Source organism: Pelagibacterium limicola (assembly GCF_015694405.1).
GTDB classification, from domain to species: domain Bacteria; phylum Pseudomonadota; class Alphaproteobacteria; order Rhizobiales; family Devosiaceae; genus Pelagibacterium; species Pelagibacterium limicola.
The window spans coordinates 577,539-599,652 of the sequence record NZ_JADQDB010000001.1 but is presented as its reverse complement, the minus strand read 5'-3'; the positions used below and the strand labels follow the sequence as shown (position 1 = coordinate 599,652).

The 22,114-nt window shown below is 59.0% G+C and carries 17 protein-coding genes and 1 pseudogene; 13 read left to right on the top strand and 5 right to left on the bottom strand.

Annotated features, from left to right (window positions below; translation table 11 throughout):
* Nucleotides 1–65: 65 nt before the first annotated feature.
* The 4 genes from I2G20_RS02875 to I2G20_RS02860 form a co-directional block, all read right to left on the bottom strand.
* Entirely contained in the window at nucleotides 66–581 is a 516-nt protein-coding gene (locus I2G20_RS02875) for a hypothetical protein (RefSeq protein ID WP_196258158.1), read from the bottom strand.
* A gap of 12 nt (nucleotides 582–593) precedes the next feature.
* Nucleotides 594–1,427 (bottom strand): hypothetical protein, encoded by an 834-nt coding sequence (locus tag I2G20_RS02870; protein ID WP_196258157.1) that lies wholly within the window; start codon nucleotides 1,425–1,427, stop codon nucleotides 594–596.
* Between the two features lie 703 nt (nucleotides 1,428–2,130).
* Nucleotides 2,131–2,886: a hypothetical protein gene (locus I2G20_RS02865; RefSeq protein WP_196258156.1), complete on the bottom strand. Its 756-nt coding sequence runs from the start codon at nucleotides 2,884–2,886 to the stop codon at nucleotides 2,131–2,133.
* A gap of 540 nt (nucleotides 2,887–3,426) precedes the next feature.
* Nucleotides 3,427–5,229, bottom strand: a complete 1,803-nt coding sequence (locus I2G20_RS02860) for a sulfatase family protein (RefSeq protein WP_196258155.1) — start codon at nucleotides 5,227–5,229, stop codon at nucleotides 3,427–3,429.
* Nucleotides 5,230–5,503: 274 nt separating this feature from the next.
* On the opposite strand from I2G20_RS02860, the gene I2G20_RS02855 reads away from it, so the two are divergent.
* Together I2G20_RS02855 and I2G20_RS02850 are read left to right on the top strand one after the other, a co-directional pair.
* On the top strand, nucleotides 5,504–7,009 hold the full coding sequence (locus tag I2G20_RS02855) for an ABC transporter substrate-binding protein (RefSeq protein ID WP_196258154.1): 1,506 nt from the start codon (nucleotides 5,504–5,506) through the stop codon (nucleotides 7,007–7,009).
* Between the two features lie 80 nt (nucleotides 7,010–7,089).
* Nucleotides 7,090–8,013, top strand: coding sequence for an alpha/beta hydrolase (locus tag I2G20_RS02850; RefSeq protein WP_196258153.1), 924 nt, complete (start codon nucleotides 7,090–7,092; stop codon nucleotides 8,011–8,013).
* On the opposite strand, the gene I2G20_RS02845 is transcribed toward I2G20_RS02850, so the two are convergent.
* Nucleotides 8,005–8,931, bottom strand: a complete 927-nt coding sequence (locus I2G20_RS02845) for a LysR family transcriptional regulator (RefSeq protein WP_196258152.1) — start codon at nucleotides 8,929–8,931, stop codon at nucleotides 8,005–8,007. The two genes, I2G20_RS02850 and I2G20_RS02845, sit on opposite strands and share 9 nt — an antisense overlap.
* A 207-nt stretch (nucleotides 8,932–9,138) precedes the next feature.
* On the opposite strand from I2G20_RS02845, the gene I2G20_RS02840 reads away from it, so the two are divergent.
* The 11 genes and pseudogenes from I2G20_RS02840 to I2G20_RS02790 all read left to right on the top strand — a co-directional run bounded on the left by I2G20_RS02840 (nucleotide 9,139) and on the right by I2G20_RS02790 (nucleotide 22,107).
* The gene (locus I2G20_RS02840) at nucleotides 9,139–10,080 is read left to right on the top strand and encodes an ABC transporter permease (RefSeq protein ID WP_196258151.1); all 942 of its coding nucleotides are present in this window, start codon (nucleotides 9,139–9,141) and stop codon (nucleotides 10,078–10,080) included.
* Nucleotides 10,077–11,843: a dipeptide/oligopeptide/nickel ABC transporter permease/ATP-binding protein gene (locus tag I2G20_RS02835; protein ID WP_196258150.1), complete on the top strand. Its 1,767-nt coding sequence runs from the start codon at nucleotides 10,077–10,079 to the stop codon at nucleotides 11,841–11,843. Before I2G20_RS02840 ends, I2G20_RS02835 begins: the two co-directional genes overlap by 4 nt.
* Nucleotides 11,840–12,655 (top strand): ATP-binding cassette domain-containing protein, encoded by an 816-nt coding sequence (locus I2G20_RS02830; protein ID WP_196258149.1) that lies wholly within the window; start codon nucleotides 11,840–11,842, stop codon nucleotides 12,653–12,655. The genes I2G20_RS02835 and I2G20_RS02830 overlap by 4 nt, the downstream gene beginning before the upstream one ends.
* A 3-nt stretch (nucleotides 12,656–12,658) precedes the next feature.
* On the top strand, nucleotides 12,659–14,218 hold the full coding sequence (locus tag I2G20_RS02825; protein ID WP_196258148.1) for a sulfatase: 1,560 nt from the start codon (nucleotides 12,659–12,661) through the stop codon (nucleotides 14,216–14,218).
* An 18-nt stretch (nucleotides 14,219–14,236) separates the two neighbouring features.
* Entirely contained in the window at nucleotides 14,237–15,784 is a 1,548-nt protein-coding gene (locus tag I2G20_RS02820; RefSeq protein ID WP_196258147.1) for a sulfatase family protein, read from the top strand.
* Between the two features lie 29 nt (nucleotides 15,785–15,813).
* Nucleotides 15,814–16,782 carry a formylglycine-generating enzyme family protein gene (locus I2G20_RS02815; RefSeq protein ID WP_246472767.1) on the top strand — a complete coding sequence of 323 codons (969 nt, stop codon included), beginning with the start codon at nucleotides 15,814–15,816 and terminating at the stop codon, nucleotides 16,780–16,782.
* 10 nt (nucleotides 16,783–16,792) lie between these two features.
* Complete coding sequence (locus tag I2G20_RS02810; RefSeq protein WP_196258146.1) at nucleotides 16,793–18,460, top strand: glycoside hydrolase family 3 protein; 1,668 nt, start codon at nucleotides 16,793–16,795, stop codon at nucleotides 18,458–18,460.
* A gap of 113 nt (nucleotides 18,461–18,573) precedes the next feature.
* Nucleotides 18,574–19,509: a sulfite exporter TauE/SafE family protein gene (locus I2G20_RS02805; protein WP_196258145.1), complete on the top strand. Its 936-nt coding sequence runs from the start codon at nucleotides 18,574–18,576 to the stop codon at nucleotides 19,507–19,509.
* Entirely contained in the window at nucleotides 19,509–20,267 is a 759-nt protein-coding gene (locus tag I2G20_RS02800) for a TIGR02186 family protein (RefSeq protein ID WP_246472766.1), read from the top strand. The genes I2G20_RS02805 and I2G20_RS02800 overlap by 1 nt, the downstream gene beginning before the upstream one ends.
* Before the next feature lie 98 nt (nucleotides 20,268–20,365).
* Nucleotides 20,366–20,473, top strand: a pseudogene (locus tag I2G20_RS02795) (IS481 family transposase); the annotation flags it as partial.
* 668 nt (nucleotides 20,474–21,141) lie between these two features.
* Nucleotides 21,142–22,107 carry a Bug family tripartite tricarboxylate transporter substrate binding protein gene (locus I2G20_RS02790; protein ID WP_196258144.1) on the top strand — a complete coding sequence of 322 codons (966 nt, stop codon included), beginning with the start codon at nucleotides 21,142–21,144 and terminating at the stop codon, nucleotides 22,105–22,107.
* Nucleotides 22,108–22,114: the final 7 nt, after the last annotated feature.

The window sequence follows — 22,114 nt, the reverse complement described above, 5'->3', positions numbered from 1 at the left end:
GCGCAAGCCTGTTCGATGTTACTTGGCCACAAAGGGCAGAGCCGGAACTCCGCCCTGGCGGCTGCTTATTGGCCATTTGCGCAAGCGGCTAGCCAGTCGCGATCCTCATCCGAAAGCGGGAGCCGGTCTGTGGATACGCGCGCCATTTGCTGATCATCCTGCGTGCCAGTGCAACCGGTGGGGGTGTCCGACAGGCCGCTCTCGCAGAGATGAACCGTCTGGTCGTAACTGCTCCAGCCGATTTTCTGGGCGCCTTCGGGAGCATGACCAGCACAAAAGGTATCGGTTTCGGAGCCCGGATCCCCGCAAATCCGGTCGAAGTGCACCCGGTTAGCGTTTACTGTCCCAATGAGGCGGTGAGTATAATACGCATTGGTGGCGAAGTCCTGCCGGATCGCACACACTCGCGCGACTCCTTGGGTCTCATTCTGGACCAGGGCGATCCAGGTGCAGACAGATGCACCACGATATGTTTCGCAGCGCTGCCAGCTCGCGGGAACCGGTTCGGGGGCAGTCCCTTCAGCCTGCGCCGCGGATGCCAGAATGAGCAACGCTGCGGAAAATCCGGTGACGACACGCACGCGGTAGATCCCCTAATACCCGTCGCAATCCACCGAGTATCGCACCACGCTCGGCCATTCGTCGTCCCCGGCGGTGATCACCGCGAGCAAGCCGGGAGTGCCTTCATAGAAGAATTGGCAGTAGCCAAAGCCCGTCCCCGAACAATCATCCACTTCGGTCAATCCTTGGCTGGCAAACGTGCTGGCACGGCCGTCGCTGTGTCCGCCCGGGTGTCGCGCAGGCGAGGGCTCCCATCCCGCTTCGCCCAGCACGGACCGCGCGCGATTGATCGGAAGGCCATAAATGTTCGGCACCTGCCCGAGACCGGTGCAGACGCTCTCGGATGCCGCCAGCTTCTCGATGCGGACCGACCCGTCGTCATCAAAACGCATGTCGGCAACAGGCTGGGTCAGGAAGTCGCCATCGAGGATGCGAATGTCGTCGGGTTCCAGAGCTTGGATATAGCCGATGGAAAGGCTCGCCCCCTGGGTCGCATAGGCGATCGCCTGCACATCCCCATCTCGGAACAGGGCAATATTGCCATCGCCGAGCAAGCAGGAGCCGCTGGTACCTTGCTCCATGCTTCCTGCAAAGCTCACCAGTCGATAGCCGCCGGCTTCGGCTTCGCCCGTGACCTGCCAGCCCTTCGCTTGCACCGACACCGCCTCGCGGGATTCGGGCATTGGGTCAAAGCAACGCTGTTCATCGTCGCGCCCCTTGAATGCCGGAACACTGCTGACGGCCGTGATCGCCAGCCCTTCTACCTGTGACTGGAAACGCGGTGCTGCATTCTCGGCAGCCAGGGAAACAGGGGCTACGGTGCCAATCAGGGCAACGCAAAGCAGGCGGAGAGACAGGGTTCGCATGAAGATGGACCTCTTTTCGTAGCCGCTTATGAGGCCATGTCGTAAAGGCGAGTTCAAGGCACCGTCCCCTGAAATTGTTGCGGAAACGTCCGGCTGGTCGTCAAGGACGCGCCTCGCCTCAAAGGCTGACGGTATGGTGGGTACAGTGGAATCACGACCTCAACTTCAAAAGTGTGCGGCCGCGAGAGAACAGGAGCAGGCCTGCTATCGCTATGAGAAGAGAGATGCTGACAGCCAACAGCGCGCTGTTTTGGCTGCGGCAGGTCAGCATGGGCTGAGAGTCGAATTGCTGACCATCGATCGCGGCGGGAACATTCCAGGGACGGACAGTGCCGGGAACGCAATCTCCGATCCTAAAAGCGGCATTACCTGCGGCTGTCGGCTCGACCACTGTCGCAGGATCGCTGAAATCCGCTGGCGTCCATCCCCGCAGATCAGGCGTCAGATAGAGGTACGCACAAAGCAAAATGAAGCCCGCCACTGCGGCACCAACCAAGTACCTCACCTCTTCTTGTCTCCCCGTCCATGCCTAGCGCCACGTGAATCGGCTTCAACATTCTCGTCGTGCTGAGCCGCCCTCTGAGCACTGATGGCATGAGCCTAAACCTGCTGTTCCCTGAAGAAAAGAGCGTTCGGCTTGAACCCTCCGGTTCAGGGTATGAGGTACATCAGCGCCGCAAGGAGGGAGTTCATGGTCGGCCCGTCAGTGGTCCCGGCACTGAGGCATGCGCGATGGCTCGACCGGATGGTAACTTCCGTCGGCATGCCGGACATAGCGTTCGTTGAAACTGCCTGTGCCCGAATAGCGGACCGTGAAGGACTGGCCCTCCCGCGCTCCAACAATATGACCGTTCAGCGTGACAACGTCCGCGCCATCCTCCGCCGCCCCCTCGTTGGAGTAATAGACAGGTATGCTGGCGATCTCGACCGGACCCGCCGGTGTTAGATGGGTCAGAGCCGCGTAGGAACAGGCATAACCCTGCCAGACCCCGCCGCCTTCCGTATAGAGAACCGGTGCATCGGCAATCGCGTCCGTCTGTCCCCAACGCAGGGCCGGATTGCCCACCGTCCCGGTTGCGCCAACATTGAGCCACTCGCCATCCACTTCATAGCGGGCGTGCTCGCGCCGCAGATAATGGACCGAATTGACACCGGAACAAGCTTGACCGGTACAGCTACTGCCGCCTGTGCTGACCAGCGCAGTCCTGCCATCAGGCAACGGGATCAATGCCAATGGAACGAAAGTTATTGTCTCTCCGTCGATTTCCCGGGCGGCTTGATACCAACGGGTATTTCCAGTCCGGGTATTCTCGCCAAAAGCCGCTTCGAAGGCCTCCGGCGTGCCTGCCGGAACCGCGTCCCAGTTGACATCGGCGATATCGATAAGCCCCGGGACGGCGGATTCGTGGCCAACGGCCGGAAGAAACGTGATCCAAAAAATAGCAAACGCAACAGCCACTTTTCTCACGACGTACAACCCACAATCTCGCTGCAAAGAAAGCTATTGATTCAGACTTCAGTCAAAAATGCAATCGCAACGCCCAACGTGGATACTTCGCCGATTCCTTGAGTTGTCTCGCGAAGGTCCGCTTTAAGGCAGGACCATAATGACGCTGAATGACCACCGGTATCAGGCGGTAGCTTTTGCAGCCTTGCCGATATGCCCGGTTCAGCGAATTCAATGCGATCGGTACCTAATACATCACTCGTCCGCCGAAAGAGTTCGGCACGGCGCCCTCCTCCAAGCCCTTGCCACGATGTTCATGAGATTGCCGTCGTTCGGTATAGGCGGATGGGCAAGCCCGAGAACGGCTGAGGGCGTCCTGTTTCCCGGCTGGGCTTGGTCCGGCCTTGCAGCGACAGCGATAGGCCTCATCGCTATGACAATGCGCCTAATCGGCTGGCCATTAGGTCAAAGTCCGCTTTGCGCGCGCATTGCCTTCCTGTTGGTCACTTCAGAAACGGTTGATAGGGATGGCGTGCCCATAGGCGCGCGTGATCAACCCATCATGGATCTGCCGTCGAGCCGTTCGAGATTGAAGATGCGATTACGCGGATGATAGGTGCCCCTGAGCTTCTCGGACAGATAGTCGGAAGCCTGCCTTAGATATGTGTCCTCGTCATCGTGAAGGGCCTCAATGACGGCGAGGGAGATGTCGGGAAACAAGGGCAACCAGGTCAATGCATCGAGTGACTGAAGTTTTACGCGGGGATCGGGAGCAGTTTTGACTATATCTGTCAGTACGCGGACCCAGCGTGCGGATTCTCCTGCGTGCCCCAGCGCTTCGGCAAGGGGAATGCGCGCATGGATATCGTGTTCATTCATACAGACATCGGCAAGCGTCTCCGGCAAAGCGTGGCCGTCGATCGCCAGCATCAGCAGCCCCTTGGCGGCCCAGTGGCGCATGATGGGGGAGTTGTGGTTCAGCGTTTCGACAATGCCTGGGAGATTGTCCGGATCACGTGTGATGGCGAGTGCGGCGAGCGCCATAACGTCTTTCAGCGGGTAGAGCGTTTCATCCTGACTTGCCTCCCAACTTTCAAGAGGGCTGTGCTCGGGTATGAAGCCGGTATCCCGGATATCGAGCATATATGCATCTAGCGCCGTGCGGTGTGCGGCAAGGGCTTCGGCGTGGGCGGGGTCATCGACAAGGTTCGACGTGGCAGATGGGTCGACCAGCATGTCGTAAAGCTCCTCGGCCGGCTTGGTCTGCCAGAAGCGTGTCTGCAGCGGATTGAGTGTGCCGGCGTCTTTTGCAAGCTCATAATCCTGATAGTGCTGGCCAATCCATTCATAGGCAACGTACTGACCCGTGATGCGGTGCGGCGCATAATTGCGGATGTAGCGATAGCGCCTTGAGCGTATGGTGCGGGTAAGATCGTATCGTTCTCCCATCCGGTCGCGGCCACCGAAAATGACGGGTCGTTCAATGCGATCGGAGCCAAGAAATGGTTGGCCATCGAACGGCACCGGCGGCTTGATCTCGGCTGCCGCGAGGATCGATGGCACGAGGTCGACGAGCGAGACCGGCGTATCCACGTGACTGCCGGGGGGATAGGGTAAAAGGTGCCGCCATTTTTCCGGCACCCTGACGATCAACGGAACCCGCAAGCCTTCGTCATAGAGGTATCGCTTGGAGCGTGGGAGCGCTGCGCCATGGTCGGAATAGTAAAAGACGATCGTGTCATCTGCCACGCCGCTCTCTTCAAGTTCAGCCAGCCGCGCGCCCAGTTCCGCGTCCATCAGTGCAATCGCATTGTAATGGCGCGCAAGACTTTCGCGCATGCCGGGCGTATCGGGCAGATAGGGTGGAAGTGTGACGTCCTCGGGGCCTACATCGCCGGGCTGTTCCTTGAAGGTGCAGGATTCATGCGTCGCCATGGAGTTGAAGACCGCATAAAAGGGTTGGGTGCCGGGGCGGTTCCGCCAATGCGCGGTCTTGCTCGACTCATCCCAGATTTCCGATGCCTTGACGTCGCAATTGTAGTGGGTCTTGAAGTTGTTTGTGCAGTAATAGCCTGCTGCGCGCATCATGTCGGGGCAGGTGCGAAATCCGGGGGGCAAGGGCGCGACTGTCTGCATGTGCTGGGCGCGCGGACAGCTTTCAGCGTGCCTGCCGGTAAGGATCGCAAAACGGGACGGCGCACAGACCGGAGATGTACTGTTGGCGTTCTCAAACACCACACCGGATTTCGCCAGGGCGTCGAGATTTGGACTGCGCGCGAGGTTGTCACCATACGCGCCAAGCCTTGGTGGGCAGTCCTCGCTCACGATGCAAAGGATATTCGGCCGAACCGTCATCTCGCTTTCTCTCCCGTGCGATCATTCAAGGTCGCTTGAAGACTGAGTATCATTGAGAGGATGTGGCGAGAATTGAGAATTGCCGCACGTGCGATAAGCTGAGCGTATCGCTGGGTCGAAAATTAGCGATAATTTTGAGTTATCGCTCAGGACTGAAATTGCATTTCTCATTGATAGCATCGAGTGATACGCCACCGTCCTGAAACGGTCGCTCGGATGAGGGATCGAATGCCGCGCCGGACCGGAAGACCGGCTTTGACGGGGAGGAGAGCCCATGAAAAAGTTTGCGCTTGCGGCGTTGGTTGCCGCATTGTCCATGTCCACCGCATTGCCAGTGTCGGCACAAGTCGCCAATGATGATCGGACGCTCGCGCTGGCGGCCCTTCTGGACAACAATAGTTTCGACCGCGCGCAGCTCATGATCGCGAACCAGATCCAGTTCTGGCAGCCGGTTTTCGATACGCTTCTGGTTATGGAGCCCGATGGTTCGCTCAAGCCGAACCTTGTCACGGAATGGGCCTATAACGACACCAACAGTGTGCTGGACCTCAAGCTGCGCGAGGGTGTGACTTTTACCGACGGCGTTGCGCTCGATGCCGAGGCCGTCAAGGCCAATCTGGAATATCTCAAGGTCGGTGGCGGGCAGAACAGCTACATGGCTGCATCCATAGCGCAGATCGAAGTTATTTCACCGACTGAGTTGAGGTTGCATCTGGGTGAACCTGATCCCGGTCTGCTCGAACATCTGTCGGTTGTTGGCGGCGCTATGGCGAGCCCGGCAACCTTCGGTGCCGAAAGTGCTGCAACGCACCCTATCGGATCCGGTCCCTACATCTATGATACAGACGCATCGGTAGCCGGGCGGCAATATGTCTATAACCGCAATCCTGACTATTGGAACCCGGAGGCCTATCCGTTCGAGCGCGTGACCATTACGCCGATCAATGACGCGGTTGCGCGGCTCAATGCGCTCAAGGCCGGTCAGGTGGATGCTGGCCTGGCTGAAGCGAGCATGGTGGCCGATGCCACCTCTCAGGGTCTGGTGCTCAATGCCAATGACGTGAACTGGATTGGTCTCACATTGGCGGACCGGGCCGGTCAGGTTGCGCCAGAACTGGCCGATGTGCGCGTACGTCAGGCGATCAATATGGCCTTTGACAAAACCTCTATCCTTCAGTTCTTCGATCTCGGATTTGGCCGGTTGGACGACCAGATTTTTCCGACCTACAGCGCCGCCTACGATCCTGAACTCGAAGCTCGCTATCCCTACGATCCTGAAGCGGCGCGCGCATTGCTGGCCGAAGCTGGCTATGGAGACGGCTTCACCCTGACAATGCCTGAACTGGCCAGCATGGCCAACCTCAATCCGATTGTCGAACAGCAGCTGGCCGATATTGGCATTACGGTCGATTGGGTCGCTATTGCGCCGAACATGACGGTGCCGGAGTTGCGGTCGGGCCGCTATCCGGCGTTCCTGTTCCAGTTCGGCTATCAGGGCGACTGGGCCGAACTTCGCAAGTTTGCATTTGCCAATTCGCCCTGGAACACGTCGGCCTATCAGGATGCTGAACTCGATGCACTTGTGCAGCAAGTGCAATACGCGTCAGGCGATGCTCAAGCGGCGCTGTATCAAGACATCAATCGGTATTTTGTCGAGAATGCCTTTTTTGCTCCGTGGTACAGGCGAGAAACGATCTATCTGACAAATGCCTCGGTCGAGGTTGGCATGCAGGCTGGCAACGCTGTTCCGTTCCTGCGCAATTACGCTCCTGCGAATTAGCCAGGGCCTTATTCCTCCCAAATGACTTCCGGGTGGCCACGAAAACGGCTACCCGGATTTTTTGTGCAGGGATGGTTTTCATGTCCAACAATGACCGACGCCGTGACGCGATCAGCAAGGAACTTGACGACTGCCTTGAGCGGGTGGAGACGACACCGGATGGGCGGCGGATTTGGCGCGAGCTCTATTATGCCCAACCTCTGGGGCATCGTGCCCTGACCATGAGTCTTTCGGTGCCGCCGGCACAGGAAGCGCCGCCGGTGGTGGTCTATATTCATGGCGGTGGCTGGATGTTCGGACACCACAATGTGCAGCATCCCAATCTTGTCCAGATGCGTCTTTTCGATAGTCTTGCTGCTGCTGGCTACGCCGTGGCGCGGATATCGTATCGGCTCAGTTCCGAAGGGCATTTCCCGACGCAATTGCACGATTGCAAGGCGGCCATCCGCTATCTTCGGCATTACGCCCGGCTGTTCGGGATCAACCCCGACCGTATCGCTGCGCTGGGCGAGAGCGCTGGCGGACACCTCGCCTTGCTGCTCGGTCTTGAAACGCCTCCCGCCTTTGAGGGCGAGGTAGGCATAACGGGGGCATCGAGCTCAGTGCAGGCCGTGGTCGACTGGTACGGGGTCACAAATCTGCTGACAATCGACAGCCAGGCGCTTCCCGACTCAAGGGTGACCCACGGGTCGGCGGAATCGTCTGCCGGCCGGCTGATCGGGGGTGCGATTACAGATCGCATGGACGCTGCCTGTGCCGCCTCACCTATAACCTGGGTGAGCGAGGGGGCTGCGCCGTGCCTTGTGCAGCACGGGACGGCCGATGCCGTCGTTCCACCCGATCAGGCTCGTGAGATTTGCAACGCTCTAACAGCTGCCGGTGTAAGGGCGGAACTCGAACTCATCGACGGCGCCGACCATTGCTTTTTGGGTGTCGATACGGCTGCCATCGTTCCGCGCGTGATCGGGTTCCTTGATTCCGCCCTCAAGGACCGATCAAGCTAAGTCCTGCGTGCCGAAGTGGGCACGACACAGATCGACCAGCGCGGCCATCGGTTCCCAGTCGGTCAGTTCGTCCCGGTAGATCATGCCGATGTCGGCCTTGCGCAGGTGGAGCGCGACCGGGATCGGAACAACTGGAGGCGACAGGGCGTCAATCGCCGCGAGGCTGGGTAGAACGCAAAGGCTGTCGCTTTGCTGGATCATTGTGAGCGCGGTCAGAAGGTTCTGGCAAATGAGGCGCACGTCGGGATCGCGGCCAAGGCGTTCATAGATCGCGTGCATCGTGGTTTCCCTGTAAATGGGAAGTTCGGTGTAAACGATCCAGGGATAAGCCAGCAGTTGATCGGATGGAATGGTGCCGTCCGCGGTCGCGGTCCTGAAGATTGGATGATCCTTGCGCGCCATGACCTGATTGGTCACTTCGGTCAATTTGTGACTGACCAGATTGGCGCTGTCGAAAGGTTCCGAGATGATGCCGCCATAGGCGACATCTATCTTGCCTTCACGCAAATCATCGAGCGCCTTGCCAAAGACCAGCGGAATCATCTCGACAACCAGAAACGGAAACCGGCGCTGCATTTCGACAAGTACGGGGGACAGGATGCCTGAGCGCCAGGCTGGACCCGCTCCGATCCGCAGGCGTATCTTCTCATTGCCTGCCGGAACCGTCAGTTCGTGCGTTGCAATATCCCAATAGCGTTCGATACGGTTCGACACCTTGAGAACGCGCGCTCCAAAGGGCGTCGCCTTGACGCCGCGCGCATGGCGCTCGACCAGAGGCTGCCCGAAATGGGCTTCAAGCTGGGCAAGTGAGCGCGATAGCGCGGGCTGGGTAAGCCCGAGACGCTCGGTCGCCCGGCGCAGGCTGCCCTCTTCAAGGATGATGCGCAGACGAAACAGGTGTGTGATCTGGTCCAGCATTCAGCGATAACCCCGCTTTATCACAGACGGGTTTTTTTTCATTATTCGCGCATCGGCGCAATTGGTATCAACAGCGAGGCAGTTGCGGGCAAGACTCATCAGTCGCCATGGAATTGCAAACCGGGAGGATAAATATGCTGATGGCCGTCTTGCGGCCGCTTGCTTCCGTAGTCGCGCCGTTCACCTTCGGCACGGGAGCCTAGCGCGATGTTTCTCTATCTGGCGAAACGAATTGGGTCGGGAATTATCCTCCTGGCGCTCGTGACGACAATCACGTTCGCGATGCTTTTCGGTGCAACCGAAAATGTGGCCCAGAACATTCTTGGTGAGAACGCCACGGCCCAGGACATTGCGGCACTTGAAACCCGGCTCGGTCTGGATCGTCCACTCCTCGTTCAGTATGGCGACTGGATGGCGCGCGCCGTCGCCGGCGATCTGGGGCAATCGTGGCTGATGGGCGAGCGGGTTTCGCGCATTCTGTCCACGCGCCTTCCTGTGACGCTTTCGATGGTGTCGCTTGCGATCGTCATAATTGCTGTTGTCTCTGCTCTCCTGGGGATATTGGCGGCAGTCCGAGGCGGTTGGGCTGACCGGTTTATCCAACTCATCAGTGTGGTCGGCTTCGCCATGCCAAATTTCTGGCTCGGCCTGATCCTTGTCGTCATCTTCGCGCTGAACCTGAAATGGCTGCCTGCAACGGGCTATGTTTCGTTCCTTGCCTCGCCGACCGGATGGATCGCCTCGCTTGCCCTGCCGGTCGCGGCAATCGTGCTGTCGGGGATCGCCTCCGCATCCCAGCAGGTGCGAGGCGCGATGATCGATGCTCTGCGGCAAGATTATGTGCGTACGCTTCGTGCCCGCGGCGTCAGTCAGACCTCAGTGCTGTTCAGGCACGCCTTGCGCAACGCGATGCCCGCCGCACTCACCGTTCTCTCGGTACAGTTCATTGCGCTGCTGGGCGGCGCCGCGATCATCGAGCGGGTTTTCGCAATTCCCGGCCTGGGTTCCCTTACGGTTCAGGCGTCGCTTTCAGGCGACATACCCGTTGTCATGGGGATTGTCGTTACGGCCATCGTGGTCGTGGTCATCGTCAATATCACCATCGACATCATCAATGCCTGGGTGAACCCGAAGGTGAGATTGTCATGACCGATCACGAAACCAGCCTCTCCAATGTGCGCCCGGTGCAGCGAGACAATCTGGCACTGGCCGTTCTTTCCAACCCCTTGGGCCTTGTCGCTTCGGTGTTGTTAGCCGTCGTTTTTCTGACGGCCATATTCGCGCCGCTGATAGCGCCGCATTCGCCCACGACGCTGCAGATATTCAAGATCAATGCCGCTCCCGGGGATGGCTATCTGCTCGGTGGGGACGGGTCGGGCCGGGACGTTCTCTCCCGCCTCATTTACGGCAGTCGCAGTACGCTGGCCGGCGCGGCCATCGCCGTGGTCGTTGCAGGCCTGTTGGGCATCGCCGCCGGGCTGGTTGCTGGCTATTATGGCGGCAGACGCGACATTGTCCTGAGCTGGGTTTCCGACGGCCTGATGGCGCTTCCGGCCCTCATCGTACTGCTCGCCTTTTACCAGACGCTCGGTTCCTCGATTTACCTGTCGATGGTCGTGTTCGGGATCATGCTGTCGCCGAGCTTTTTCCGGCTGACGCGAAACCTCGTCAATGGCGTCAAGAACGAGCTCTATATCGATGCGGCGCGGGTTTCTGGACTGTCCGACCTCAGGATCATCATACGGCACGTCCTGCTGGTGATCCGGGCGCCAATTGTGATCCAGACTTCGATTGTCGCGGGCATCGCGATCGTCATTCAGGCTGGTCTTGAATTTCTGGGCCTCGGTGATCCCGGCACCCCCACATGGGGCGGCATGCTGCAAAACGCGTTTTCCAACATGTATGTGGCGCCGCTCGCCATTCTGTGGCCGGGATTTGCCATTTCGATCACCGTTGCTTCCTTCGTGCTGCTTGCCAATGCCATTCGCGACCGCCTCCAGCAGGGTGATCGGGTCAAGCCAGGTCAGATTCCGCCACCGGAGGTGGCTGCGGTCCCGGTGCGGGCCGAAGCCCTGCCAGAGGATGTGTTGCTCGACGTACGCGATCTCAAGGTCGCCTATCCGGCCAAAGCTGGCTGGAAGGATGTGGTAAGCGGCGTTTCACTTACGTTGCGGCGCGGCGAGGTGCTCGGGCTTGTCGGTGAAAGCGGATCGGGTAAGACCCAGACGGCCTTCGCCATTCTAGGTCTGCTTTCGGAAGGTGGGCGGATCATAGCGGGTTCGATCCTGTTCGACGGCAAGGACATTGCCGGCCTTCCCGAGGCTGAAAAACATAAGCTGCGAGGCAAGCGGATCGCCTATGTGCCACAGGAGCCGATGTCCAACCTCGATCCGGCGTTTCGCATTGGCTACCAGCTCGTCGAGCCGATGGTCACGGTGCTTGGGATATCCAAGGCCGAGGCCAGGCGTCGTGCGCTCGATTTGCTTGCCCGCGTCGGCCTTCCCGACCCGGAACGCACATTCCGCTCCTATCCGCACCAGATTTCGGGCGGCATGGCACAGCGCGTCCTGATTGCCGGCGCCATCTCCTGCAACCCCGATCTGCTGATAGCTGACGAGCCGACCACCGCACTCGATGTCACAGTACAGGCAGAAGTGCTCGACCTGCTCCGCGACCTGCAATCGGAATTTGAGATGTCGGTGATCCTTGTGACCCACAATTTCGGCGTGGTGGCCGACATGTGCGACCGCGTGGCTGTGATGAAGGACGGCGCGATCGTCGAGACGCGGGATGTAACCGATCTCTTTGCTTCGCCAGAACACAGCTACACAAGGATGCTTCTCGGTTCCGTGCTCGATGATTCAAAGACCCGCACTTACGTTCAACCCTCCGTTGCGGAGGTGCCGGCATGAGCGACGCCATCCTGGTTGATTGCTGCAACGTCAATACGCGCTTTGGCGCCCATCATGTCCTCAAGGACGTTTCGCTGACCATCCGGCCTGGCGAAACTGTGGGACTGGTTGGCGAAAGCGGGTCGGGAAAGACGACACTTGGCCGGGCAATTCTCGGCATCGGTCCTGTGAGCGCTGGCGAAATTCTCTACGAAGGCACAAACATCGCAGGCGTTGCGCCGCGTGATCGGCGCGGCAACGCTGCTGCAATCCAGGCGGTGTTTCAGGATCCGTACAGTTCGCTCAACCCTTCCATGACGGTTGAGGATATTCTGATTGAGCCGATCGTTGCCCGTGGGCTTGCCTCGGCGAGTGAAGCTTCGGCAAAGGTCAACACGCTTCTTGATCAGGTTGCACTGCCGGCCGATGCGGCACAGCGTTATCCGCGGGAGTTTTCCGGCGGGCAGCGCCAGCGCGTCGCGATTGCCCGCGCGCTTGCACTCTCCCCCAGACTTATTGTTTGCGACGAGCCGGTTTCCGCCCTCGACCTTTCCACGCAGGCGCGGGTCCTCGATCTGTTCATCGATATCCAGCAGGCCACCGGAGTCGCCTATCTGTTTGTCTCGCACGACCTCACCGTTGTCAGGCACATCTCCCACCGCGTGGCCGTTATGCGGAATGGGGAGATTGTTGAATTTGACGAGTGCGATCAGGTCACCGCCAATCCGTCCCATGACTACACGAAACGATTGCTGCTCGCGGCGCCCGTTGCCGATCCGGCTCGTCAGGCCGAACGCAGGGCCGCGTTCCGTGCGCTTGCCGGGGAGCATTAAGCTATGCGGGCGATTGTCGTGATGTTCGACAGCCTCAATCGGCGCATGCTCCCGTCTTATGGCGCCGAGAATGTGCATGCGCCTAACTTCCAGCGTCTGGCCGAACGCACTGTGACGTTCGATACCGCTTATGCCGGGTCCATGCCGTGCATGCCGGCGCGCCGCGAAATGCACACGGGACGCTACAATTTACTGCACCGGTCCTGGGGTCCGATCGAGCCGTTCGATGATTCAATGCCGGAAATCCTCAAGTCAAACGGCGTCTATACCCACATCGCGACCGATCACCAGCACTATTGGGAAGATGGCGGTGCCACCTATCACAACCGCTATTCCAGCTACGAATTCCTGCGCGGGCAGGAAGGCGATCTGTGGAAGGGCGATGTCGCGGGGCTCGACCGGGACCGGCTGGGCAGCATCTTTTACCGGATGAAGACCCAGGACCAGGTCAACCGCAGGGCAATGGCAGACGAGAAGAACCATAGCCAGACGCTGACATTCGATGCCGGTCTTGAGTTCATGCGCACCAATGCCGATCAGGACCGCTGGATGCTCCAGATCGAGACCTTCGATCCCCATGAGCCATTCTTCAGTTACGAGCAATATCATGCGCTTTATCCCGACACGGGCGAGGACTTCGACTGGCCGCCTTATGGACGTGTGACCGAGGCACCTGAACGCGTCGAGCAGGTCCGAAACCGCTACCTCGCACTTCTCGCCATGTGCGACCACAATCTGGGGCGCGTGCTGGACCTGATGGACGAACAGGGCATGTGGGACGACACCATGCTCATCGTGTGCACCGATCATGGCTATATCCTCGGTGAGCGCGGGTGGTGGGGCAAATCCGTCATGCCCTGGTATGACGAGACGATCCACACACCGCTTTTCATCTGGGATCCACGCAGCAAGGTGGCCGGAGAGCGCCGCGAGCCGCTCGTCCAGACCATCGATATTGCGCCGACGCTGCTCGATTTTTTCGGGCTTGAGCCAACCGCGGATATGGAGGGGCGGCCGCTAGGGCCAGTCATCGTTGAGGGGGCTGCGGTGCGTGAGGCAGGACTGTTCGGAAATTATGGCGGGCATGTCTGCGTGACCGACGGTCGATACGTCTATATGCGTGGCTGCGCCGATGAGAGTAACCAACCGTTGCTCGAGCACACGTTGATGCCGACCCATATGCGGTCGCGTTTTGCACCGGAAGAATTTTCCCAGGCCGAACTGATGGAAGGGTTTTCCTTTACCAAGGGGGCGCCGGTCCTGCGGATGCCGGGATGGACAATTCGTGGGCCCTGGGAATTCGGTACGCTTCTCTATGATCTTCAAACCGATCCGGGCCAGACGACGCCGCTGCGCGACGATGCTCTGGAAACTCGCATGGCCGATCTGATGGTTGGACTCATGCGCACCAACGACGCGCCGCCGAGCCAGTTCGAGCGGCTGGGCCTGCCACTGGAGGGCCCTGTTGGGCCTGAGCACCTGCTGGTGGCGAGGCAATGGGATCAGATGCTCGCCGGGCAACGAGCGACCCCGCAGGTAACCGATTTTGGACCGACCAAGTAGAGCGGAATGGATAAAGCTATGCGCCCCAACATCATCTTCATCATGTCCGATGACCATGCGGCGCGGGCGATTTCAGCCTATGGCGCGGGTCTGAACAACACGCCGAACCTCGACCGGCTGGCCAATGAGGGCATGCGGCACGACGCGACCTATGTGACCAATTCGATATGCACCCCAAGCCGCGCGGCGATCCTTACCGGCACCTATAATCACGTCAATTGTGTCACGACGCTCTTCACCCATATCGACAGTCGGCTGCCCAACGTTGCCAAGCATTTGCGCAAAGGTGGCTATCGCACCGGCATGTTCGGCAAATGGCATATGGGTGAAGGTGAGGCCCATGAGCCGTCCGGTTTCGACGAATGGTGCGTGTTGCCCGGACAAGGGGACTATTTTGATCCCGCCTTTATCGACAGCAATGGCAGAAAGCGTGTTGCTGGCTACGCGACCGATATCATCACCGATATGAGCATCGATTTCATCGAGCGGTCAGGTGACCAGCCCTTCTTTGTCATGTGCCATCACAAGGCGCCGCACCGTGCTTTTGAGCCGCATCCAAAACATATGCACCTTTGGGAAGATGAAGACATTCCGCTTCCCGAGACCTTCAACGACGACTACTCAAACCGCGCCGCGGCCGCCGCTGCGGCCAAAATGCGTATACGTTCGGACATGACCTATGAAGACCTTGGTCTGGTGCAACCCAAGGGCGGTAAGGCCATGGCCGGCGAATTGATGTGGGATGCATTCGGAATCAACACCCGAAAGGTGCCAGAAATCCAATCGGGTCAGTCCATCACAGTCATCTGTGCCGATACGGGCAGGAATTTCACCTTCGACGATCCGCAGGCCTTTGCCGAGTTCAAGTACCAGCGATTCATGAAGCGCTATCTGCGCACCGTTCAATCGATCGATGACAATGTCGGTCGCTTGCTCGACTATCTCGATGAAAAGGGGCTCGCCGAGAACACCATCGTTATCTACACGTCGGATCAGGGGTTTTTCCTTGGCGAGCATGGGTGGTTCGACAAGCGGTTCATGTATGAGGAATCGTTGCAAATGCCGTTCCTTGTCCGGTATCCGGCAGGCATCAAGCCCGGTTCGGTCAGCAGGGCCATCACCTGCAATGTCGATTTCGCTCCGACCTTTCTCGACTACGCCGGACTGCCGATGCCCTCCTATATGCAGGGGCGCTCCATCCGTGCGGTGCTCGAAAATGCGGTCCCGGAGGACTGGGACAATCTCGCCTATCACCGCTACTGGATGCACAATGACGATATCCATGAGGCCTGGGCGCATTATGGGGTGCGCGATGAGCGCTACAAGCTGATCTACTGGTACAATGATGATCTGGGCCAGCTCGGCGCACGCCCGAACGGTGCTCCGCCGGAGTGGGAATTGTTCGATTGCCGGGAAGACCCATTCGAGCTGTTCAATCAGGCCGATAACCCGACATACAGGCAGGTATTCCTTGAGATGCTCGGCAAGCTTGATGCGAAAATGGAAGAGATCGGCGACATTCCAGAGCACGACAGCGAGACCTTGCGCAACAAGCTAGCTGCTTGAAAACAAAAGCGACCGGAAAGAACGGCAAATTGTCGACGTCCGAAGAGAAAACTGTCGAGGCTTCGTGTTGCGGATTGTCCCGCAAGGGCAATGAGGGTGGCCGTAAGGTAGAAATCGGGGGCTCCGTAGTCTCGGAGACAGGTGAAGCGGAACAAGCAATCCGCGTAAGCGGCGGACGAAGCTTTGTTGGCACAAACGCACAGGAAATTCCGGTCGACGGGGAAGGCCCCGAGCGCCCAGTTACGCTCAACGACTATCTGCTGGAGGCCACCACGGTTACCAATGCGCGGTTTGCCGCCTTTATCGAGGCGACCGGTTATGTGACGGAAGCCGAGCGGTTTGGGTGGTCAGCGGTGTTCCACGGCGACCAGGACCATCTCGAAGCGGCAACCCGGATCGGCTCGCAACTGCCCTGGTGGCACAAGATCGACAATGTCTCCTGGCAACAGCCGGAAGGTCCGGGCTCGACAATTGAAGACCGCATGGATCACCCCGTGGTGCAGGTGTCCTGGAACGATGCCAACGCCTTTGCCCGCTGGGTCGGTGGACGGCTGCCGACCGAGGCCGAGTGGGAGCATGCGGCACGGGGAGGGGCGGTCAGGAAAAGATATCCGTGGGGCGATGCCGAGCCTGACGATGAAAGCCACATTTTCTGCAACATCTGGCAGGGCCGGTTTCCTGTCCTGAACACGGCGCGTGACGGCTATGTGCGGACAGCGCCTGCCAAAAGTTTCGAGCCCAATGCGCTCGGCTTTTATTCCATGAGCGGCAATGTCTGGGAGTGGACGCAGGACGCATTTCGCGTACGCTCCGTTGCAAAATCCGCACGCCAACGCAACGCCCATGCACTCGAGCATTCCGAAAAGGTGCTCAAGGGCGGATCCTTTCTCTGCCATATCTCCTATTGCTACCGCTATCGTATTGCGGCACGCATGGCGATGACCCCCGACAGCGCCGGATCCAACACCGGGTTCCGCGTCGCCTACGACGTCAAATGAAGGTTCCGCGATGACACTGTCTGACACCGGGTGGCTGGCGCAAGCGCCCTTTTACCTCGACGCCGACGCTCGTGCATGGGTAGAGCATACGCGCGACGCGATGAGCCTTGACGACAAGGTGGCCCAGCTCTTTGTCCTGATTTCCCGGGGATATGAGGCCGAGGAGCAGGACTGGATCAAGCGGTTGCGCCCCGGCGGGATCACGCGCTTTTTTGGTCCTGACGGGGCGGACGAGCGCTCGCGTCTTGCCGCGATGCAGGCCGATGCAGCAATTCCCCTGCTGGTCAGCGCCGATCTTGAAGGCTCGCGGATGAGCCTGCCATTCGGCACGCAGGTGCCCAATCCGTTGGCACTCGCGGCAATCGATGATGAGGCAACGACGCGAGAAATCTCGCGGATCATGGTCGAAGAGGCGCGGGCGATAGGCGTCAACTGGTCGTTTACACCTGTAATCGACATCAATGCGGCGTTCCGCAGCGCAATCGTTGCGACGCGCGGTTTCGGCTCGGATGTTGAGGTCATAGAACGGCACGCACTGGCCCAGATCGACGAATTCCAGAAGCTCAATATTGCCGCCACCGTCAAGCATTGGCCCGGCGAAGGGTTCGATGACCGCGACCAGCATCTGGTTACAACGATCAATCCCCTTTCGATGGAGGATTGGGAAGCCCATTTCGGGCGGCTCTATCGCGCGGCGATAAAGTCCGGCGTCCTGAGCGTTATGTCCGCCCATATCGCACTGCCCGCATATGTGCGCAGCCTTGATCCCGATGCAGGTATTGAGGCCTTCCGCCCGGCCTCGGTCAGCAAGCGGCTCAATGTGGATCTGTTGCGCGGTGAATTGGGGTTCAACGGGCTGATCGTGTCAGACGCAACCGAGATGGCAGGGCTGGGCTCCTGGATGCCGCTGCGGCAGGGCAAGGTCGAGATTATCAAGAATGGTTGCGACATGATCCTCTTTTCGCGCACACCGGAAGAGGACATCGCCGCTGTAAAGGACGCTGTGGAGCGCGGCGAGATTACGCGCGAGCGCCTTGAAGATGCCATTACCCGCATTCTGGCGCTCAAGGCTGCGCTCGGCCTGCATATTTCTTGCGGGCCCGATGCGGCTTATCAACTGGCCGCGCCTGAGGCCAAAACGGTAGCCAATGCTGCCATCAAACGCGCGCCGACCCTTGTAAAGGATACCCAGAAACTCGTTCCAATTTCACCGGCAAAGCACAAGCGCGTGCTGTTGTTCAGTGGCGGAATCGTCAGTCCTCTTCACGGCGCACCTGCGCCAATGGCTCTGCCTGATCTTCTCAGGATGCGCGGCTTTGAAGTATCGATCTATGAGCCTGGCATGGCAGTAACGCGGGATGCGTTCGATCTTGTGCTTTACGTGTTCGGTGAGGAAACCCTTCTGACGCGAGGGCGCATATTTCTCGACTGGGCCAAGGTCGGTGGCGAGTTTGCCGCGTCAATGCAGCGGTATTGGCACGAAATCCCGACAGCGATCATTTCGTTCGGCTATCCCTATTACCTTTACGATGCACCACGGGTACCGACCTATATAAATGCCTATTGTACGCTGGACGAGATGCAGCTTGCTGTTGTCGACCTGCTGATGGGTGAGGGGATGTTCAATTCCAACAACCCGGTCGAACCGTTCTGTGGGCTGGAAGACGCGCGCTATTGAAAGCAAACGCCGGTCCAGTGCGGAACGTACGAACGCGAAGTCGGCGTTTGTTTTAGGCGCGGTCGATTTGATCGGTCGCGCAAGACCCTTTCTCTTGTTGTTCGATCGTCCACATGCCCATTTACCTGCCCATTGCCGAGTTGTCGGTCGATCTGTTCTTCCTCATCGGCATCGGTGCGGCGATCGGGTTCATCTCCGGTCTGTTCGGCGTGGGCGGCGGCTTCCTTCTCACGCCCTTGCTCCTTTTTTCAGGCGTGCCTGCGCCTGTCGCTGTCGGGTCCGTAACGGCTCAGGTGGTGGCTTCATCGACATCGGGTGCGCTGTCCTATATCCGGCGCGGCGCGATCGATCTTCATCTCGGCGGCTTCCTCGTAATGGGCGGCATTTTCGGATCATTCGCCGGAGTCTGGATTTTCGGGCTGCTACGCGCAGTTGGCCAACTCGATCTGTTCATATCGCTTGGCTACCTGATCTTTCTTGGGTCGGTCGGTGTGCTGATGATGATCGAGGCAGTCCGCTCCCTGCTCAAATCCCGCTTGTCCGGCCCGCGTGCGCCAAGGCGGTTGCCGGGTCAGCATTCCTGGGTGCAAATATTGCCTGGCAGGGTTCGCTTCAAGAAGTCCAGGCTCTACATTTCGATCATCCCGATCCTGATGATCGGGTTCGCCATCGGCATTGTCGGCGCGCTTCTGGGCATTGGAGGCGGTTTCATCCTTGTGCCTGCACTTGTCTATATTCTGCGTGTGCCGGGATCGGTGGTTGTGGGCACCTCGCTACTGCACCTTCTGGCGGTCATGGCTGTCACCTGTATTCTGCATGCGACCCAGAGCCAGTCGGTCGATATCTTGCTCGCCTTTTGCCTGATGGTTGGTAGCGTAGCCGGTGCGCAGTTCGGTGCTTCGGCCGGACAGCATCTCAGGGGCGACCAATTGCGGGCGCTGCTGGCGTTAATCGTACTCGGCGTTGCGCTGCGCTTTGCCTTGAGCCTGTTCATAGCGCCGGACGACCCCTTCTCCATGAGCGTTATTGGTTTCGGGGAGACGGCCTGATGAGCCTGCTCCGTCTGATTGGTGCACTGGTTGTGATCGTCGTGGCATCCGCAGCGCCGGCGCGCGCGCAGGGCGTCATTCTTGGCAACTCCGATCCCAATGTCACGATTCACTCGAACTTTACGGGTCGGGACATCACGCTGTTCGGCTCAATCGAGCCGGGTGCTGGCAGTGTGCCGGTGGTGGGTCCGTTTGACGTCGTTATCGTGGTCCGCGGCCCGTCCAATGACCGCGTGGTCCGCGTCAAGGACCGGGTATTCGGTATCGTGCTGAACGCAGGTCATGCCGTTTATCGCGCACTACCGGGATACTACGCTGTCCATTCGAGCGGCCCTCTCGAACAGATCATGGGCCCTGGGGCCATGGGCGATCCTCGTGTGAGCCTGCCGACCATTTCCGCGAGTGCACGGGTCTCGGCAGATAGTGAAAGGTTCGATGCCGAGCTTGTGCGATTGATGGAGGGCGCGGGTCTTTTTCACAGCGGGCAGCGGCGGCTCAGTTTTCTCTCGCCGACTACATTTGTGACCCGCATCAGGCTGCCGTCTTCAGCGCCAAACGGCGCATATCTTGCAATCGCCATGGTGCTTGTGGACGGAAATGTCGTCGGCACAAGCTCGACGACATTTTCGGTGTGGACCGAAGGATTTGAGCGGTTCCTGTCGCGGATGTCGCGGGAGCGGCCTTTCCTGTTCGGCATAGTCTCGGTGCTGATCGCGCTCGCGACGGGATGGCTTGGAGGTGTTCTCTTCAGGCGCTGAGCTGTCCTCTGCTGGTCGACGCGACCTTCCCCGTAGATATGTCGGCACTTACGGGACATCTCCTTTAAGCTCCCAATTCCCGGGCCTAGGAGGTGTTCATGAACAAAGATCAACGCGAGATTGCACGCGAGCTTCGTATTCTTCAGCACGCTGACGAGACCGGTCACGTGGCCAGGACATGTCGATATTTTGGCATCGGTCACGCACAATAGCGTGTTGCTTTCATGGAATGCCAGATCCTTATCTGCACTGATGATAGCAGCCCCATCTGCCCTGCCAGCTTGCGAACCTGGTCTGTTTCAACCCGTGAAAAAGTCAGGCTGCGGATATGAGCCCAAGCACCGCATTTTGAGGACAAGAATTACGCCTTGGTCGGGCATGCCGAGCCTCTTACAATGACATTGCTGTCGCCATTGACGAAAGCGTTTCGGTATCCGCTGGCCCCAGGACTTCAGAGCAGTTTTCTATTCTGGCCATGTCGAAGAGCATATCTCCCGGCCCATCCGTGCGCTTATGCATGCAAAGGGCGTCGTAGGGCGAGGGCTAAGAGCAATCCAACCAATTCTGAGTTTCCGGCTGTCGAGTAACAAGTTCTGCCGCAAGGAATGTGAGCGGGAGCCGGCCCAACCCGGATCACGCTTTCACGAAATCTGCTTAGGGGCAGAGCCACTTCCCGGTGAAAAAACAAGTCAGTTCTCAACGGCAATCAACGGGGTCCATGGTTCGAAGGTCTCACATCGCCGTGGGCGACCTCTCATACGTGTCAAGGAACACCATTTCGGCAGGCGAAATGAGTTGCCCCGACCGATGCGGCGCATACACTCGGCTGCCATTAATCCTCGAGGTTTTAGTAGTCACGCTTCGGGAGGAGCAAATGAACAGAATTATCGGGGCTTTCAGCGCAGTCTTTGCAACCGTCGGCATGTTCGCGTCGCCTGCATTGGCGCAGCAAGACTATCCGGTCGATACCGTCACTGTGATTGTTCCCTATGCTGCGGGCGGGGCCGGCGATCTTGTGGGCCGTATCGTGGCCAATGAGCTGTCCAGCCGATTTACTGCAAATTTCATTGTCGAGAATATCGGTGGCGCCAGCGGCACCATCGGTGCGGAGCGAGCAGCGCGCGCACCGGCGGACGGCTCAACACTGCTCCTGGCGGGGAACGCCATCATCACAACCGCTCCACATCTGGCCAGCGTGGGTTTCGATCCCCTGGCCGACCTTACCGCAGTTGCCAATGTGAGCGAGGCAGCCCGCATGCTTGCGGCTACAAAGACAATGCCCGCACTCACTGATTTCGAAGCCTTCGTTGCTTATGGCAAAGCGCATCCCGGAGAACTAAACTACGGATCGGTCGGCGTTGGTTCAACCGGTCACATCGCGACTGTCGACATGCTCAATTCGATCGGCGTCGAAGCCAATCACATCGCTTATTCGGGTGCTGCCGAGGTCGTTCAGGCGGTCCTTTCGGGTGATATCCACTTTATGCTTGACGCGGCGGCCATTGCACAGGTGCGACAGGATGCGATGACGCCACTGGCGGTGCCGGGTTCCGAGCGCATGGAAGAGTTTCCCGATGTACCGACACTGGCCGAGTTGGGACACCCTTCGATCCGCGGAGTTGGAATACAGATGGTCATGGCTCCCTCAGGTACCCCGCCCGAAATCCTCGTGGTGCTTGAGCGCGCGCTTCAGGATGCCAGCAACAGTTCCGAGTTCACCGAACGACTGATTCGCGCCGGTGTCTCCCCGCGTTTCATATCGGGTGCTGATCTCTCTATGGCGCTGGAACAGGAATATGATCACTATGAACAGCTCCTGACCTCAATGGGCCTCAAGTAACTTTATC

Excerpts from the sequence above, each read along its gene's own strand:
- I2G20_RS02810 (WP_196258146.1), top strand. The coding sequence starts at position 16,793 with ATGACACTGTCTGACACCGGGTGGCTGGCGCAAGCGCCCTTTTACCTC.
- I2G20_RS02835 (WP_196258150.1), top strand. The coding sequence starts at position 10,077 with ATGACCGATCACGAAACCAGCCTCTCCAATGTGCGCCCGGTGCAGCGA.
- I2G20_RS02860 (WP_196258155.1), bottom strand. The coding sequence starts at position 5,229 with ATGACGGTTCGGCCGAATATCCTTTGCATCGTGAGCGAGGACTGCCCA.
- I2G20_RS02840 (WP_196258151.1), top strand. The coding sequence starts at position 9,139 with ATGTTTCTCTATCTGGCGAAACGAATTGGGTCGGGAATTATCCTCCTG.
- I2G20_RS02790 (WP_196258144.1), top strand. The coding sequence starts at position 21,142 with ATGAACAGAATTATCGGGGCTTTCAGCGCAGTCTTTGCAACCGTCGGC.
- I2G20_RS02850 (WP_196258153.1), top strand. The coding sequence starts at position 7,090 with ATGTCCAACAATGACCGACGCCGTGACGCGATCAGCAAGGAACTTGAC.
- I2G20_RS02845 (WP_196258152.1), bottom strand. The coding sequence starts at position 8,931 with ATGCTGGACCAGATCACACACCTGTTTCGTCTGCGCATCATCCTTGAA.
- I2G20_RS02800 (WP_246472766.1), top strand. The coding sequence starts at position 19,509 with ATGAGCCTGCTCCGTCTGATTGGTGCACTGGTTGTGATCGTCGTGGCA.
- I2G20_RS02805 (WP_196258145.1), top strand. The coding sequence starts at position 18,574 with ATGCCCATTTACCTGCCCATTGCCGAGTTGTCGGTCGATCTGTTCTTC.
- I2G20_RS02830 (WP_196258149.1), top strand. The coding sequence starts at position 11,840 with ATGAGCGACGCCATCCTGGTTGATTGCTGCAACGTCAATACGCGCTTT.
- I2G20_RS02870 (WP_196258157.1), bottom strand. The coding sequence starts at position 1,427 with ATGCGAACCCTGTCTCTCCGCCTGCTTTGCGTTGCCCTGATTGGCACC.
- I2G20_RS02825 (WP_196258148.1), top strand. The coding sequence starts at position 12,659 with ATGCGGGCGATTGTCGTGATGTTCGACAGCCTCAATCGGCGCATGCTC.
- I2G20_RS02855 (WP_196258154.1), top strand. The coding sequence starts at position 5,504 with ATGAAAAAGTTTGCGCTTGCGGCGTTGGTTGCCGCATTGTCCATGTCC.
- I2G20_RS02820 (WP_196258147.1), top strand. The coding sequence starts at position 14,237 with ATGCGCCCCAACATCATCTTCATCATGTCCGATGACCATGCGGCGCGG.